At 73.7% G+C, this 13848-nt stretch carries 14 protein-coding genes and 1 pseudogene; 9 read left to right on the plus strand and 6 right to left on the minus strand.

The features are described 5' to 3' along the window. The first annotated feature begins 252 nt into the window (after positions 1-252). Positions 253-558 (plus strand): hypothetical protein, encoded by a 306-nt coding sequence (locus tag N801_RS17335; protein ID WP_035940475.1) that lies wholly within the window; start codon positions 253-255, stop codon positions 556-558. Positions 559-673: 115 nt separating this feature from the next. On the opposite strand, the gene N801_RS17340 is transcribed toward N801_RS17335, so the two are convergent. Genes N801_RS17340 through N801_RS17350 form a run of 3 tightly spaced genes read right to left on the minus strand, consistent with a single transcriptional unit; the run spans position 674 to position 2690 of the window. Next, complete coding sequence (locus N801_RS17340; protein WP_035940476.1) at positions 674-1582, minus strand: MerR family transcriptional regulator; 909 nt, start codon at positions 1580-1582, stop codon at positions 674-676. A gap of 38 nt (positions 1583-1620) precedes the next feature. Next, positions 1621-2214 carry a methylated-DNA--[protein]-cysteine S-methyltransferase gene (locus tag N801_RS17345; RefSeq protein ID WP_035940477.1) on the minus strand — a complete coding sequence of 198 codons (594 nt, stop codon included), beginning with the start codon at positions 2212-2214 and terminating at the stop codon, positions 1621-1623. Further along, positions 2211-2690 (minus strand): RNA polymerase sigma factor, encoded by a 480-nt coding sequence (locus N801_RS17350; RefSeq protein ID WP_035940478.1) that lies wholly within the window; start codon positions 2688-2690, stop codon positions 2211-2213. Before N801_RS17350 ends, N801_RS17345 begins: the two co-directional genes overlap by 4 nt. A gap of 76 nt (positions 2691-2766) precedes the next feature. Here N801_RS17350 and N801_RS17355 point away from each other — a divergent pair, with 76 nt between their 5' ends. Genes N801_RS17355 through N801_RS17375 form a run of 5 tightly spaced genes read left to right on the plus strand, consistent with a single transcriptional unit; the run spans position 2767 to position 7342 of the window. Beyond that, positions 2767-3597, plus strand: coding sequence for a glycerophosphodiester phosphodiesterase family protein (locus N801_RS17355; RefSeq protein ID WP_052113257.1), 831 nt, complete (start codon positions 2767-2769; stop codon positions 3595-3597). Positions 3598-3607: 10 nt separating this feature from the next. After that, positions 3608-4141 (plus strand): ATP-binding protein, encoded by a 534-nt coding sequence (locus N801_RS17360; RefSeq protein WP_245618498.1) that lies wholly within the window; start codon positions 3608-3610, stop codon positions 4139-4141. Positions 4142-4177: 36 nt separating this feature from the next. Continuing rightward, on the plus strand, positions 4178-5074 hold the full coding sequence (locus N801_RS17365) for a DUF5926 family protein (protein ID WP_035940480.1): 897 nt from the start codon (positions 4178-4180) through the stop codon (positions 5072-5074). Then, a complete protein-coding gene (locus N801_RS17370; RefSeq protein WP_035940481.1) occupies positions 5074-5826 on the plus strand; it encodes a glycosyltransferase in 753 nt (250 codons plus the stop codon). The genes N801_RS17365 and N801_RS17370 overlap by 1 nt, the downstream gene beginning before the upstream one ends. Continuing rightward, the gene (locus tag N801_RS17375; RefSeq protein WP_156996879.1) at positions 5807-7342 is read left to right on the plus strand and encodes an MptA/MptB family glycosyltransferase; all 1536 of its coding nucleotides are present in this window, start codon (positions 5807-5809) and stop codon (positions 7340-7342) included. Before N801_RS17370 ends, N801_RS17375 begins: the two co-directional genes overlap by 20 nt. On the opposite strand, the gene N801_RS17380 is transcribed toward N801_RS17375, so the two are convergent. Together N801_RS17380 and N801_RS17385 are read right to left on the minus strand one after the other, a co-directional pair. Then, complete coding sequence (locus tag N801_RS17380) at positions 7269-9434, minus strand: hypothetical protein (RefSeq protein WP_035940484.1); 2166 nt, start codon at positions 9432-9434, stop codon at positions 7269-7271. The two genes, N801_RS17375 and N801_RS17380, sit on opposite strands and share 74 nt — an antisense overlap. Positions 9435-9497: 63 nt before the next feature. After that, positions 9498-10496, minus strand: coding sequence for a DNA topoisomerase IB (locus N801_RS17385; protein WP_035940488.1), 999 nt, complete (start codon positions 10494-10496; stop codon positions 9498-9500). A 237-nt stretch (positions 10497-10733) separates the two neighbouring features. Here N801_RS17385 and N801_RS21640 point away from each other — a divergent pair. Beyond that, a pseudogene (locus tag N801_RS21640) lies at positions 10734-11465 on the plus strand (glycosyltransferase 87 family protein); the annotation flags it as partial. Positions 11466-11756: 291 nt separating this feature from the next. On the opposite strand, the gene N801_RS17395 reads toward N801_RS21640, so the two are convergent. After that, positions 11757-12374, minus strand: coding sequence for a TMEM165/GDT1 family protein (locus N801_RS17395; protein ID WP_052113258.1), 618 nt, complete (start codon positions 12372-12374; stop codon positions 11757-11759). A gap of 81 nt (positions 12375-12455) precedes the next feature. Between N801_RS17395 and N801_RS17400 the strand changes: the two genes are divergently transcribed. Both N801_RS17400 and pheA read left to right on the plus strand, forming a co-directional pair. Beyond that, a complete protein-coding gene (locus N801_RS17400) occupies positions 12456-12881 on the plus strand; it encodes a DUF4446 family protein (RefSeq protein WP_035940485.1) in 426 nt (141 codons plus the stop codon). Further along, positions 12878-13807, plus strand: coding sequence for a prephenate dehydratase (pheA, locus tag N801_RS17405; protein ID WP_035940486.1), 930 nt, complete (start codon positions 12878-12880; stop codon positions 13805-13807). Before N801_RS17400 ends, pheA begins: the two co-directional genes overlap by 4 nt. Positions 13808-13848: the final 41 nt, after the last annotated feature.

Here is a 13848-nt window from a genome sequence, read left to right on the forward strand (position 1 = left end):
GTCGCGATCGCGGTGTCGAGCTCCATGACGGAACTCTAGGGGCCACCACTGACAGCCACCTCGGCGCCAATCGGCCTCCAGCACAACGGAATGGGGGTCCGCCTGCGTGCCGATGGGGACGGGGGCGCGGCGTAGTCCTTTCGGGCCATCTGTGGACAAACCTTATACAAACCCTTGACAAAGCATGGACAGGGGCGTTCTCTTGGGTCAGCGCCCCACACGACCGGGGACCACACGACCAAGGAGAACGCCATGAAGAAGCTCGCCACCACGGCCGCCGCTCTCGCCCTCGGCGCCGCGACCATCGCCGCGGCCCCCGCCGCCAGCGCCGCACCGGACACGGCCTGTCAGAAGGCCGGCCTCGCCGTGCTCAAGGACGCGGGCCTCCTGTCGGCCGTCGCCAAGGGCGGGCTGCCGATCGCCACCGCCGTGTCCGTGGGCGTCGTGCCGCGTGCAGGCACCGACGTCGCGTCGCTCCCGGACCCGCTGCCGCTGAGTGTCGTGCTCGCCGACCACCGTGCAGGCGACGACAGCCTGTTCATCTACCCCTGGTGCTGAGGTAGGCCCCGCCCTCAGTACCCGCCCCACAGCGCCGCCCCCCACTCCGAAAAACGGGTGGGGGGCGGCGTTCGTCCTCACTCAGGACCAGCGCTCAGGCGGGCTGCGTGCTCGCTCAGGCGGGCTGCGTGCTCCCGGCGACGTCGAGCTGCTCGCGCAGCAGCGCGATGCCGTCGGCGAGGTCGTGGCCCAGGTGGTGCGCCCCCGTGATGTCCTCCTGGTAGCCGCCTCCGACCGCCACGACGACCGCGGGCGAACAGTCGCGCAGGCGGTCGACCACGGACTGGGCCGGCACGACGTCGGCGAGCCGCGGCACGGACAGCACCGCGGCACCGGCGGATCGGCTGGAGACAGCCGCCTCCCAGTCCGAGACCGGCAGGTCCGCGCCGAAGTACGCGGTGTCGAGCCCGGCCTGGCGCGCCGCCACCGCGAAGGCGAGCAGTCCGAGCTCGTGGCGTGACCCCGGGGGGAGGCCCAGGACGACGAGGGGGCCGGTCGTCGGCCGCGCGGCCTCTTCGTACAACCCGGCCAGGCGGCGCTGCACGGCATAGCTGATGAGGTGCTCGCCCGCGGCCGTCATGCGCCCGTCGGCCCACGCGCCGCCGACAGCGGTGAGGACGGGCATGAGCCACTGTGCGGCGACGACGGTGAAGTCGTCCCGCACGAGCGCCCGGTCGAGGATGGCGCTCACCCGGTCGACGTCCAGCTCGGCCGCTGCGGCGATGAGCTCGTCCAGCTCGTCGAGGGTGGCGAAGGCGGGTGCCGAGCCTCCGGCCACCGACGAGACGGTCGCCGTGCCCGACCCGCTCACCCGCCGAAGCGTCTCTGCCGCAGCCTCGCTCGCGGTCCACCCGTCGTCGACGAGGGAGGCCATGATCGAGAGGGCCCGAACGTCGTTGTCGGAGTAGAGCCGGTAACGGCTCTCGGTGCGCGACGGGGACACGACGCCGTAGCGGCGCTCCCACGCCCGGAGGGTGGCGAGGCCGATGCCGGTGAGCTCCGCGGCGCGCTTGATCGTGTACATGGTTTGTCCAGAGTAGACCCGGCAGCGCCGGGAGGCCATCACTGCGCCGAACGACCTGCCTCGAGCGCGAGGAGGTACGACTTCGCGGCCGGCCCACCGGCATACCCACCGACGTTCCCGTCGACCGAACCGCCGGCCGGGAGCACCCGGTGGCACGGCACCACGACGCACACCGGGTTCGCACCCAGGGCCGAGCCCACGGCCCGGGCCGCGCCGGGTCGCGCGATGGCGGCAGCCAGCTCCCCGTAGGTCGTCGACGCCCCGTAGCCCACCTGCGTCGCCAGCCCGGTGAGCACCGACCGCTGGAACGCGCTGGCCAGTGCCAGGTCCGGCGTCACCGAGAACCCCGTCGCCCGGCCGTCGAGGTAGGCGGCGAGCTCGCGACGGACCTGGTCCAGGCGCGACGGGTGACGCAGGACCCGGGGGGAGACGACGTCCGCGACCCGCTGCAGCCACGCGGACTCGGCCGCGGAGTCCGGGACGTACGCGCTCGTGACGAGGCGACCGTCGGCGGTCATCGCGAGCAGGAGGCGGCCCACCGCGGTGTCCTCGACGGCATACGACACGTCCGACTCGGGCAGCAGCGGCGGGCGCAGGGGCGGGTCGAAGGACGACAGGGCCGACGCAGTCATCGCAGCTCCTCAGCATCGAGACGGAGAGTGGCGAGCGCGTCGGACACCAGCCGGCGGCTCATGGCGGGGGAGGTCCCCAGGGCGGTGGCGACGGCCCGGTGGTCCAGGTCGCCGACGTACTTGAGGACGACGGCCTCGCGCTGGCGCGGTGGCAGCGCGTCGACCCTGGCCCACAGGCCGTCGTCGGGCGCCACCGGCGCGGAGACCACCGGTGCTTCGGACAGTGAGGCCGGGTCGTCGTGGAGCACCGTCCGGCGAGCGGCCCGGTGCGCGTCCATCGCGCAGCGGTGCGTGATCGTCAGCAGCCACCCCTTGAGGTTGCGGGTGCTCGTCACCCTCGGGTAGGCCGCGAGCGCTTGCGTCCACGCCTGCTGCGCGACGTCGTCCCCGAGGTTCGGGCCGGCGAGCGCGTACGCCAGACGGGCCACGTCGCGCCAGTGCGCGTCGACGAGGGTCTGGAAGGGGGGAAGGCTCACGATGGGACAACGGTATGCCGCGAGGTCGTGTGAGTCGCTGGCGTCCCGGGGGGTGCCGCGCTGCCACGATGGGCGCGTGGATGTTCCGACACCGTGGCATCGGCGTGAGGGGACTGGTCGGCCGCTCGTCGTGGCCCACCGGGGGGCCAGCGCGGAGGCGCCCGAGCACACCCTCGCCGCGTACACGACCGCGTTCGGCCTCGGCGTCGACGGGATCGAGTGCGACGTCCGGCTCACCGCCGACCACCACCTCGTCTGCGTCCACGACCGCCGCGTCGACCGGACGAGCAACGGTGACGGGGTGATCTCCACCCTCGAGCTCGCCCACCTCGAGGGGCTCGACTGGGGCAGCTGGAAGCACCTCGACGACGGCAGCGCACCCGAGGGCGCGGACCGTGACCCCGAGCGTGGGCGCCTGCTCACCCTGCGCCGGCTCCTCGACGCGCTCACCCGGCAGAACCAGGAGCTCCTCACCCTCGTCGAGACCAAGCACCCCACGCGTTACGGCGGCCTCGTCGAGCGCCAGCTCGTCACGGTGCTGCGCGAGTTCGCGCTGACCGGCGGCGACCGCCCGAACCAGCCGCATGTGCGCGTCATGTCGTTCTCGCTGCTCGCGCTGATGCGGATGCGCGGGCTCGCGCCCGACGTGCCACTGGTCTACCTCGTCGAGCAGTCGGCGCCGCGCTTCTCCTGGGACGGGTCCCTGCCGACCGGCATCACCGCCGTCGGCCTCGACGTGCGGATCGTGCGCCGCACCCCGTCGGTCGTGCACGCCCATCACCGTCGCGGGCACACCGTCTACGTCTGGACCGTCAACGACGACGAGGACGTCGAGCGCTGCGCCGAGCTCGGCGTCGACGTCATCATCAGCGATCGACCACGCCACGTCCTCGCCCTGCTCGACTAGAGTCCCCGACGTGACCTCAGCGGAGACCGACGCGACCAGCTCGCCCGACGCGACGACCGGCGCGGGCGACGCGACCAGCTCGCCCGACGCAGCCAAGGGTCGTGCCCTCGACGAGTTCGGCGGCACCATCGGCCGCGGCCAGGTGCGCACGATCCGGGCGCCCTGGGGCGCGTCGACGGTGACCCGCGTGCGGCAGGCGGTCGTGACCGACCTGCGTGCCCGCGACCTCACCGAGCAGACCATCGACGAGGCCGAGATCGTCGTGTCCGAGCTGATGACCAACGCCATCCGCCACGCGCGCCCCCTGGCCGACGGCTGCCTGCGCGTCCGCTGGAAGGTCCGTGGCGAGGTCGTCGAGCTCGAGGTCACCGACGGCGGTGGCGACACCGCGCCCGTGCCGGCGCCGGCCGCGGTCTGGGTGTCGAGCGGCCGCGGGCTGCGCATCATCCGCTCGCTCGCCCACGAGTGGGGCGTCAGCGAGGACAAGGGGGCGCAGACGGTGTGGGCCGCCGTGGGCGGACCGAGCCGTCGCCGCGCCACCTGACCGGCGCACTCCTCCACCGGCACTACGCTGACCGCCATGGGCAAGGCTTCGCGACGACGCAGGACCACCGACGACTCGGGCGCACCCGCCACGCGGCAGCGCCCCGCACCCGTCCCCTACGTGAACCGGCCCTTCGAGGGGCTTCCGCGAGAGACCGAGTGGGTGGCGATCCGCGAGATCCTCCCGGCGGCCACGGCGGCGGTGACCTTCGCCCCCGCGCACGCCCCCGAGGGCGTCGAGCGCGCGACCATCGCCACGGTGCTGCCCATGGCCTGGCCGGCGGTGCACCGCGCCGACGGCACGGTCCTCGTCGGGACGCAGTCCGGCTCGACGAGCGGTGACCCCAGCCGCGACCTCGCCGCGCAGCTCCTCGCCGGTGCGGCCGCCGAGCCCGGCAGCGCCGTCCAGCACGTGCCCGCCGCGACCGGCGACACCCCGCGACTGCAGGACCTCCTCGACACCTCCGCCCCGTTCGAGGTCGTCGTCCACGAGGGCTTCGACTTCTGGGTCGACGGCCAGGACCTCGACGAGGAGGGCCGCGCCTCCCTCGACCGCGCCAACGAGTCGGTCGTCCCGACCCGCCGCATGTCGGCGCTGCCGTCGGCCTACTGGGTCCGCATCGGCGAGCGCACCTACATCCGGCTCGTCCTCCCGGACGACGAGGACCTCGCCACCGACGCCCTCGCGCGCCTCCACGCCGCCGGCGAGACCGGCCTCGGTGACGGCACGCGGCTGCTCGGCGCCTTCCGCGCCTGCGGCCTGCTCGTCCCCGTCTTCGAGGTGCCCGCCGACAGCGACCCGGACGTCCACGAGGACGCCCTCGGTGCCTTCGGCACGCGGTATGCCGCCGCGCTCGCCTCCGCCGCCCCCCTCACCGCCGCCGAGCGTCGCGCCCGCTCGGGCCTGCTCAGCCGCCAGGTCACGCTGCGCTGATGTCGGCGCCTGGCCGCACGGTCGCGGCGATCATCCCCTGCAAGGACGAGGCCGACCGCATCACGGCGACGGTCGAGGCCGTGCTGGCCCTCGACGGCGTCGACCGCGTCGTCGTCGTCGACGACGGGAGCAGCGACGGCACCGCGGCCGTCGCCGACGCCGCGGGCGCGAGCGTCATCGTGCACGCCCGCAACGCCGGCAAGGCCGCGGCCCTCGAGACCGGCGTCCGGCACCTGCGGGGGCTCGAGGCCGCCGACGGCCACGCGCCCCGCCACCTCCTCTTCGTCGACGGCGACCTCGAGCAGTCGGCGGGCAACCTCCACGTCCTCCTGCCCCCCGTGCTCGAGGGCCGGGCCGACATGACCATCGCGACGCTGCCCCCGCAGAAGGTCGCAGGCGGCGGCCGCGGGTTCGTCGTGCGCCTCGCCCGCGAGGGCATCACCGGCCTCACCGGCTGGACCCCGGTCCAGCCGCTCTCCGGCATGCGCTGCCTCACCGCCGAGGCGTTCGAGGCGGCGAGCCCCCTCGCCCCCGGCTGGGGCGTCGAGGTCGGTCTCACCGTCGACGTGCTCACCGCCGGGCTGCGCGTCGAGGAAGTCCCCTGCGAGCTCCAGCACCGCGTCTCCGGGACCGACTGGCGCGGCCAGGTGCACCGCGCCGCGCAGTACCGCGACGTCTGGCGGGCCCTCACGAGGCGCCGCCTGCGACAGGCCCTCTCGGAGCGTGCACCCGGTGTCGCAGCGCGTCTCTGACATCGGCGGGCGCCTCGCTCGCGGCCCCGTCGGCGCACGGCTGCGAACCGGCCTCCTCGTCCTCTCGTTCGCCCTGCTGCTCCTCGTCGGGCTGACCCTCCCGAACGCCGCCGCCTCCGACCTCGGCGACCGCGGCTGGGCGCCCGGCACCCTGCTGCCGTTCGCGCTCGGCCCGGCCCTGGTCACGGCGGCGATGTGGACGGCATACACGGTGGGGGCCCTCGCGGTCGCCCTGTCGCTCCTGCGCCGAGACGGCGAGCTGCCCCGGCCCGTCGTCGGTGCGCTCGCCGTCGCCGCGGCGCTCACGACGCCGTTCGGGTCGGGCGACCACGTGAGCTACGCGGCCTACGGGCGGATCCTCAGCCTCGGCGACAACCCGTGGCTGGAGTCCCCCGACCGCTGGCGCGGCGGCGCCGACCCCGTCGTCAGCCGGGTCGAGGCGCCGTGGACCGAGGAGCCGAGCGTCTACGGGCCGTTCGCCACCCTCGTGCAGGGGCTCACCTCGCTCGGCGGTGGCGACAGCCTGCGCGAGACGGTCTGGCTGTGGCAGCTCGTCGTCGTCGCGTCGTGGCTCGCCGTCCGGTGGTGCCTGCGCCGGCTGCTGCCCGGGAACGGCGCCCGCATCGACGCCGTGTGGACCGCCAACCCCCTCGTCTTCTCGGTCGGCCTCCTCGGAGCGCACGTCGACCTGCTCGCCACCGCCCTCGGCGTGGCCGCGGTCTGGGCGGCGCACCGCCACGTCGGGGTCGGCGGAGCGGTGCTGGCCGGCACCCTCGGTGCCCTCGCCGTCTCGTCCAAGTTCACGTATGCCGTCTTCCTCGTCGCGCTGCTCCTCGCCCTGGGCGGGCGCCGGCTCGGCCGGTCCGTCGTCCTCGTCGTGTCCGCGGTGGTGGTCACCGGGGCCCTGCATGTCTGGGCCGGCCCTCACGTCTACGACCAGCTCGGCCGGTCGGCCAGGGCCGTCTCGCTCGCGACGCCGTGGCGGTGGCTGCTCGAGGTGAGCGGCGGCGGGGTCGACGTCCGCATGCGGATCTCCGCGCTCGCGGCCGCGGCAGCCGTCGTCTTCGCCCTGTGCCTCCTCCGACTCGTCCACCCCGTCACCCGCTCTCCCGCAACGTCTGCGTCAACGGCTGCTGGAGCGACCGTCGGCGCAGACGTCGGGGTCGGGGCGAGGGCGTTGGCGTGGGTCGTCGTACTCGCCGGGGGCTACGCGCTGGCGGCGAGCTACTCGCTGCCTTGGTACGACCTCATGGTCTGGTCGGCGCTGCCCGCGGTCACGGTCGGCGCCGTGGACGCCGTCCTGCTCGCGCGGCTGTGGGTCATGGCGATGGCCTACACCCCGGGTCGCGTCCTCGGGATGACGCCCGGGGTCGAGGACGTGACGATGGCCGTCCGCACCCAGGTCGCCCCGGCCGTGCTGCTGGCCGCGTGGGTCTGGCTGGTCAGGACCGCCTGGCGCGACGGGTCGTGGCCGCGCCGCGCAGCTCGTCCTGGAGGGTCCGCACCACGACGCTGACGATGAGCGGCACCGCGACCGTCGCGCCGACCGCGGGGATCGCCGTGCCGGAGTCGTTGATGAGGAAGCCGATCGTCAGGGTGATGACGAGGGCGATGAGCCCCGCCCGCAGCGTCGGCGCCTTCTCGGCCGCCTTGCCCAGGCCCCGCGAGCCCCAGGACGTCGGGCGCGCGAGGACGTAGATGACGAAGAGCAGGGCCGCCGGCACGAGCAGGGTCAACGGGGCGTTGCCGAGCAGGATGCTCCAGTTCTGCTGGCCCTTGCGCACGACGATGTCGAGGGCGTCGCCCTCGATGATCGACTGGATGAAGCGCCCCAGGTGGCTGCGGTCGTCGGGGCTGCGCAGCCAGTCGAGGAACGCCACGGCGAAGAACAGCCCGACCGACCCGAGACCGATGAGGGCGACCCGCTGCCACGTCATCCGCAGGCCGAGGATGGACAGCACGAGGTAGGCGATGCCGGGAATGTAGGCCGGGGGGCCGCCGCCGTCCGCTCCCCAGAAGGGCGCACCGTCGATGACGACGGTGGCGACGGCGAGGGCGACGACGACGCCGGCGGCGACGCGGGTCCGACCGGCCTTGACGAGGAAGCTCGACACCGCCGTGGCGAGCAGGATCGACGCGGTCGCGAAGAGCGCGAAGGTCACGTTGCCCATGCCGTAGAAGCGGCCCGCGACCACCGGTTGCAGACCCATGAGCGAGGACTGCTGGAGCCTCGAGCCGGTCATGACGTCACCGGCGAGCACCGCCATCGTCACCGCGGCGACGAACGCCAGGGGCCCCAGCGCCGCACGCCCCCACGGGCCGCGCAGCGCGGCGAACGCGATGAGGGCGACGAAGACGCCGACGGCCGCGACGATGGAGAGCATCGGGACCGGGAAGCGCCACCACGGCACGAGGTTCGCGAGGAAGGTCGAGGCGGGCACGGACGCGGCCGCCACGGCGACGATGCGGACGACGCCGAGGACGCGACGGCGGGTGTCGGGACCGCCGATCTTGCCCTTCCACACGAGGAGCACGAGCAGGTAGATGACGAGCTGCCCGTAGGCGAAGGTGTTGAAGAACGGCGGGACGAGGCTGTGCACCTCGTGGCTGGCCAGGTCGTAGTCGACGAGCTTCTGGAGACGCTCGCGCGCCCGCCGCTCGGAGTTGTCCGGCGCGGGGTCGCTCGTCATCCGGGTGCCGCCGAGTCCGGTCGGGACGTCGATCCCGGTGACGGCCATGACCGTCACGGGGATGTCCTGGGCCTGCACGAGCCCGGGCTGTCGCGTCGACTGCGCGTCGAGCCGGCCGGGGCCGAAGCCGCTGGGGCCGCGGGCGACGACGAGGCGCAGTCGCTCGGTCTGGCCGGCGTCGGACAGGCTCGCGACGATGATGTCGGCCCCGCCGGGGGCGGCCTCGATGACCGCACCGATGCGCTCGTCGACCTCGGCGATCTGGTCCTCGCGGCTGGCGCCGGGGGCCGTCTCCGCTGCCGCGATGTCGTCGGGGTCGCGCACGCTGCCGACGTCGACGATGGTGAGCGGGCAGGTGTTGAGGTCGACGAGGAGGGTCTCGTCCGACCACGGCGAGTAGCGGTCGACGGTGCCGTCGGCCTTGGACGCGGCGATGGCGGCGCCGGGGCCGACCGGCTTGACGCAGACGTCGGAGAGGGCGGCGGCCTCCCCGAGCATGCCGAGACGGGCGTCGAACTTGCGGCTGGCGGCGGCGTCGACGTAGGTCTGCCACTGCGGCACGACGCCGCCCGTGGGCTCGTCGATCGGCGCACACGGGCGTTCCTTCACGGGGCCGGTTCCGGGGCGCGGGGCGGCGGCCCGGCCGCCCGCGGAGACGCCGAGCCAGCCGTCGACCGGACAGGTGTTGGTCTCCACGGACCTGATCGACATCGCCGCGCTCGAGCCGTCCCGCAGGAGGGTCCAGAGGTTCGGGGTGTCCTCCTCCGAGACGTCGGTCCACGTGAGGCCACCGGTGCCGATGAGGACGGTCGCGCCGAACGGTTCAGCGGCGAGAGCGGGGGTCGCGGCCGACGCCACGCCCAGTCCGAGGACGGCCGCGACGGCAGCGAGGAGGGCAGCCAGGGCTCGACGGGTCACGCGGCGGATCCTACGGGGGCCGGGTGGGCGCCACCCGGGCACGCGGTGGCGGGCAGCCCGCGGTCAGCCGGTGAGGAGGTCGAGCAGCGCCTTCTCCGCCGCCGTCTGGCGCCGCTCCGGGCTGCGGAACCGGCCCGGCTCCACGCCGATCGTCTGTCCCGACTCGTACTCGTCGATGACCCGAGGGTCGACGTAGGAGTTCTTCGCGATGGTGGGCGTGTTGCCGAGGTACTCGGCGACCTCCGCGATGGCGGCCTTGACCGCCCGACGACGGGAGGTCACGGTGTCGCCCTCCTCGTCGGACTCGGCGAGCGAGAGCGCCGCGAGCACGGTGGCGTGCCACGTCCGGAAGTCCTTGGCGGTGAGGTCGCCACCGAGCAGGTCGGCGAGGTAGGCGTTGACGTCGGGGGCGGTGAGGTCGCACCACCTGCCGTCGCTCTCGTAGGCGAGGAGGCGCTGGCTCGTCGTCCGGCGTCGCCGCATCGGCTCGAGCGCCCTGATCGCCGCCGGGTCGTCGATCTCGATGACGTGCTCGATGCTCGACTTGCCGACGAACCGGAAGACGAGCAGGCCGCGCTCCTTGCGGACGTGGCTCCGTTCGAGGGTGGTGAGGCCGAAGGAGCCGTTCTCGTCGGTGTAGGTGTCGCTGCCGATGCGGAAGTAGCCCCGGTCGAGCAGGCGCACGGCGGCCGCCGTGGCCTTGACGAGCGGCGTCCCGTCGCGCTCCAGGTCCCGGGCCACCCGGCGGCGGGCGGCCGGGAGGCGGGAGGCCACCGCGGTGATGCGGTCGAACTTCTCCCGGTCGCGGCGCTCGCGCCACACCGGGTGGTAGAGGTACTGCCGCCGCCCGGCCGCGTCCGTGCCCACCGCCTGGATGTGGCCGTTGGCGACGGGGCAGATCCAGACCTCCTCCCACGCGGGAGGGATGGCGAGCGACCTGATCCGCTCGACCTCGTCCGCGGGGAGCCGCGCGCCGTCACTGTCGAGGTAGGTGAAGCCCGTCCCCGCCCGGCGGCGCGTCCAGCCGCGGGACCTGGGGGAGACGGTGCGCAGACGAGCCATGACGTGACCCTGCCACGCGAGCACCCGGCATACGGACACAATGACCGGGTGACCTCGACGAAAGCGCCGCCGGCGCGCTGGCAGTGGCCGCTCGCGATCGTGCTCATCGCGCTCGCCGCCGTGCCGGTCGTCCTGCGCTACCTCGTGTTCTGGCCGATGGACCAGTGGCAGGTCGACGTCGAGGTCTACCGCGACGCCGGGGTCTCGATCCTCACCGGACGCCCCATCTACTCGGCGATGACCGAGGCGCCGCAGCTGCTGCCGTTCACCTACCCGCCGTTCGCTGCGATCCTCGCGATCCCCCTGGCGTGGGTGCCGTTCGGCGTGGCCGGCTGGCTGTGGACGGCCGCCCAGGTCGCCGCGACCACCGCGATCGTCTGGTATGCCGGGTGGCGCCTCCTGCACCGCGCCGGCCCGTGGCTGCCCCTCGCGCTCGCGGCGCTCACCGCGCCGATGCTGTGGATGCACCCCGTCTCCGACGGGATCCGGTTCGGGCAGGTCAACGCGTTCATGGTCCTCGCCTGCCTCATGGACCTGCGGCGGCCACGGCCCGGACTGCTCCGCCACGTCCCGCCCGGTGTGCTCGTCGGCCTGGCGATGTCGATCAAGCTGACCCCCGGCGTCTTCGTCATCCACTACCTCGTCTGCCGGCGGTGGAAGGAGGCGGCGACGGCCGTGGGGACGGCCGTGGGCGTGACCCTCGGGGCGTGGGCGCTGCTGCCCGAGGCGTCGTTCGCGTTCTGGGGCGGAGCACTGCAGGACCCGGCCCGGCTCGGGCCGAACTTCGGCACGTCCAACCAGTCGCTGCGCGGGTTCCTGCTGCGGGTCGGACCCGAGGGGTTCGTCGGGACGGCGATCTGGCTCGTGCTCGTCGCCGTCGTCGGGGTGTTCGGCTACCGGCTCGCGCGGGAGATGTGGCGGCGCGGTGACTCGATCGCCGAGGTCGCCGTCGTGGGGCTGCTCGCCTGCCTGCTGTCCCCGGTGGCGTGGATCCACCACTTCCACTGGGTCGTCGTCGTCGTCCTCGCCCTGCTCGGGGCCCAGCCGTGGCGTTCGCGTCGCCGGCTCGTCGCCGGGCTCGTCGTCGGCGTCTGGTTCCTCATGCGGATGCCGTGGTGGGGCATCACGTACCTCAACCACCCCGAGTGGCCCGAGCTCCCCGGGCGGGTCCTCCAGAACGCCGACGTCGCCGGTGGCCTCGTCGCGCTCGGCCTGCTCTGGTGGGTCAGCCGCGACCTCGAGGGCTTCGCGGGCGAGCGGTCAGAGGACGCCGGCGATCTGGAGCGCGCTGACGGTGGCGAGCACGAGGCAGACGCCACCGCCGACCCGGCGGATCGTCGAGAGCCGGATCCGCTGGAGCAGGGTGCGACCCAGCAGGGCCGCCAGGCCTGAGACGGCGGCGAGGGCGAGGAACGCGCCGATGAAGACCGACAGCGGGTCGTCGAAGCGCAGCACCATCGAGGCGGTGAGGATCTGCGACAGGTCGCCCCACTCGGCGAGGAAGAGGATGGTGAAGCTGAAGGTCACGACCTTCCAGCCGGCGAGCTGCCTGGCCGCCGACTTGGCGCCGAACTCCTCCTCGACCTCCGCCTCCTCCTCGTCGGCCTTGCTCGCCCCGCGCAGCAGGATGATGCCCCCGACGAGGAACAGCACGGCCGCGAAGATCTCGATCGGCTTCTTGGGCAGCTGGTTGAGCACCCCGCCGATGGCGACGGCGACGAGGGTCTGCACGAAGAACGCGGCGACGACCCCGACCCACACGAGCAGCGGCCGGAACCGCGTCGACATCACGAGTGTCGCGATGAAGGTCTTGTCGGGGAGCTCGACGACGAAGATGGTCGCGAAGACGATGGCGATGGTGACGAGGTCGATGCCCATGATGAGGACAAGGTTACGAGCGCCCGTGCGCGGGAGTGGACGTGCCCGCGGGGCGGGACGGCACGGCATACGCTGACCGTCATGTTCGGGACCAACGCACTCGAGGGGCTGACGATCCTCGTCGCCCTGCTGGTGCCGCTGGTCCTCGTCGCGGCGCTCGTCGCGCTCATCGTGGCCGTGCTGCGACTGCGCCAGCAGGTGGGCCGCCTCGAGCGGCAGCGGCCGGTCGGCGCCGGTGACCTCGAGGCGCTGCGGGCCGACCTCGCGCAGGCGCTGCGGCACGTCGCGGTGGTGCGCTACGACGCGTTCGGTGACATGGGCGGGCGGCTCAGCTTCAGCGCGGCGATCGTCGACGACCACGGCGACGGTGTGGTGCTCAGCTCGATCCACGCGCGCGGCGAGTCCCGCACGTACGCCAAGGGCATCACCGGCGGCGGCTCCGACACGACCCTCACCCCCGAGGAGCAGCAGGCGCTCAGCGCCGCCCGGACCGGAAGGCAGCGATGACCACCCGCTACGGCTACCTCGGGCCCGAGGGCACCTTCACCCAGATGGCGCTGCTGTCCTGGACGGCGTCCCACGAGGGGGAGCACGTCCCCTTCGGGTCCGTGGACTCGGCGCTGGACGCGCTGCGGCGCAGCGAGATCGACGCGGCCATGGTCCCCATCGAGAACTCCGTCGAGGGCGGGGTGTCGGCGACGCTCGACGCGCTCGCCTCGGGCGACCCGCTCGTCGTCATCGGTGAGGTCAACGTGCCGATCACCTTCGTGCTCGCCGCCCGTCACGGTGTGCAGCGTGCGGACGTCCACGCGGTCGGCACGCACTCCCACGCGTGGGCCCAGGTCCGTGGGTGGATGGACCGCCACCTGCCTCATGCGACCTACGTCCCGACCCTGTCGACCGCCGCCGCGGCCGCGGGGCTGGCGCACGGCGAGGCCGGGCACGGCTACGACGCGGCGGTGTGCGCCCCCGTCGCTGCCGCCAACCACGGGCTCGAGGTGCTCGCCGAGGACATCGGCGACCGGGCCGGCGCCGTGACCCGCTTCGTCCTCGTGGCCCGCCCCGGCGAGCTCCCCGAGCGGACCGGTGCCGACAAGACGACGGTGATGCTGTTCCAGCGCGACGACCGCGCCGGTGGCCTGCTCGAGCTGCTCGAGCAGTTCTCGGTGCGCGGCATCAACATGACCCGGCTCGAGTCGCGCCCCACGAAGGACTTCCTCGGGTCCTACTGCTTCTCCATCGACTTCGAGGGCCACGTCCTCGACGAGCGCGTCGGTGAGGCGCTCATGGGGCTCAAGCGGGTCTGCGCTGAGGTGCGCTTCCTCGGGTCCTACCCGCGCGAGGACGGCGCCCAGACCGACGTCGCGCCGCTGACCGGCGACGCCGACTTCAGCGCGGCCCGCGACTGGCTCCGCAGCCTCCGCGGCACCTGACCCCGCCTCCCCCCCGTCCCCAACTCGCCAATTCCCCCGTT

The sequence above is a fragment of the Knoellia aerolata DSM 18566 genome, from assembly GCF_000768695.1.
In the GTDB taxonomy this organism is placed as follows: Bacteria; Actinomycetota; Actinomycetes; order Actinomycetales; family Dermatophilaceae; genus Knoellia; species Knoellia aerolata.

What these genes read in the sequence shown, in the direction of transcription:
- N801_RS17385 (WP_035940488.1), bottom strand. Translation starts at nt 10,496, where the DNA reads ATGGCTCGTCTGCGCACCGTCTCCCCCAGGTCCCGCGGCTGGACGCGC.
- N801_RS17400 (WP_035940485.1), top strand. Translation starts at nt 12,456, where the DNA reads ATGTTCGGGACCAACGCACTCGAGGGGCTGACGATCCTCGTCGCCCTG.
- pheA (WP_035940486.1), top strand. Translation starts at nt 12,878, where the DNA reads ATGACCACCCGCTACGGCTACCTCGGGCCCGAGGGCACCTTCACCCAG.
- N801_RS17340 (WP_035940476.1), bottom strand. Translation starts at nt 1,582, where the DNA reads ATGTACACGATCAAGCGCGCCGCGGAGCTCACCGGCATCGGCCTCGCC.
- N801_RS17365 (WP_035940480.1), top strand. Translation starts at nt 4,178, where the DNA reads ATGGGCAAGGCTTCGCGACGACGCAGGACCACCGACGACTCGGGCGCA.
- N801_RS17345 (WP_035940477.1), bottom strand. Translation starts at nt 2,214, where the DNA reads ATGACTGCGTCGGCCCTGTCGTCCTTCGACCCGCCCCTGCGCCCGCCG.
- N801_RS17370 (WP_035940481.1), top strand. Translation starts at nt 5,074, where the DNA reads ATGTCGGCGCCTGGCCGCACGGTCGCGGCGATCATCCCCTGCAAGGAC.
- N801_RS17395 (WP_052113258.1), bottom strand. Translation starts at nt 12,374, where the DNA reads ATGGGCATCGACCTCGTCACCATCGCCATCGTCTTCGCGACCATCTTC.
- N801_RS17335 (WP_035940475.1), top strand. Translation starts at nt 253, where the DNA reads ATGAAGAAGCTCGCCACCACGGCCGCCGCTCTCGCCCTCGGCGCCGCG.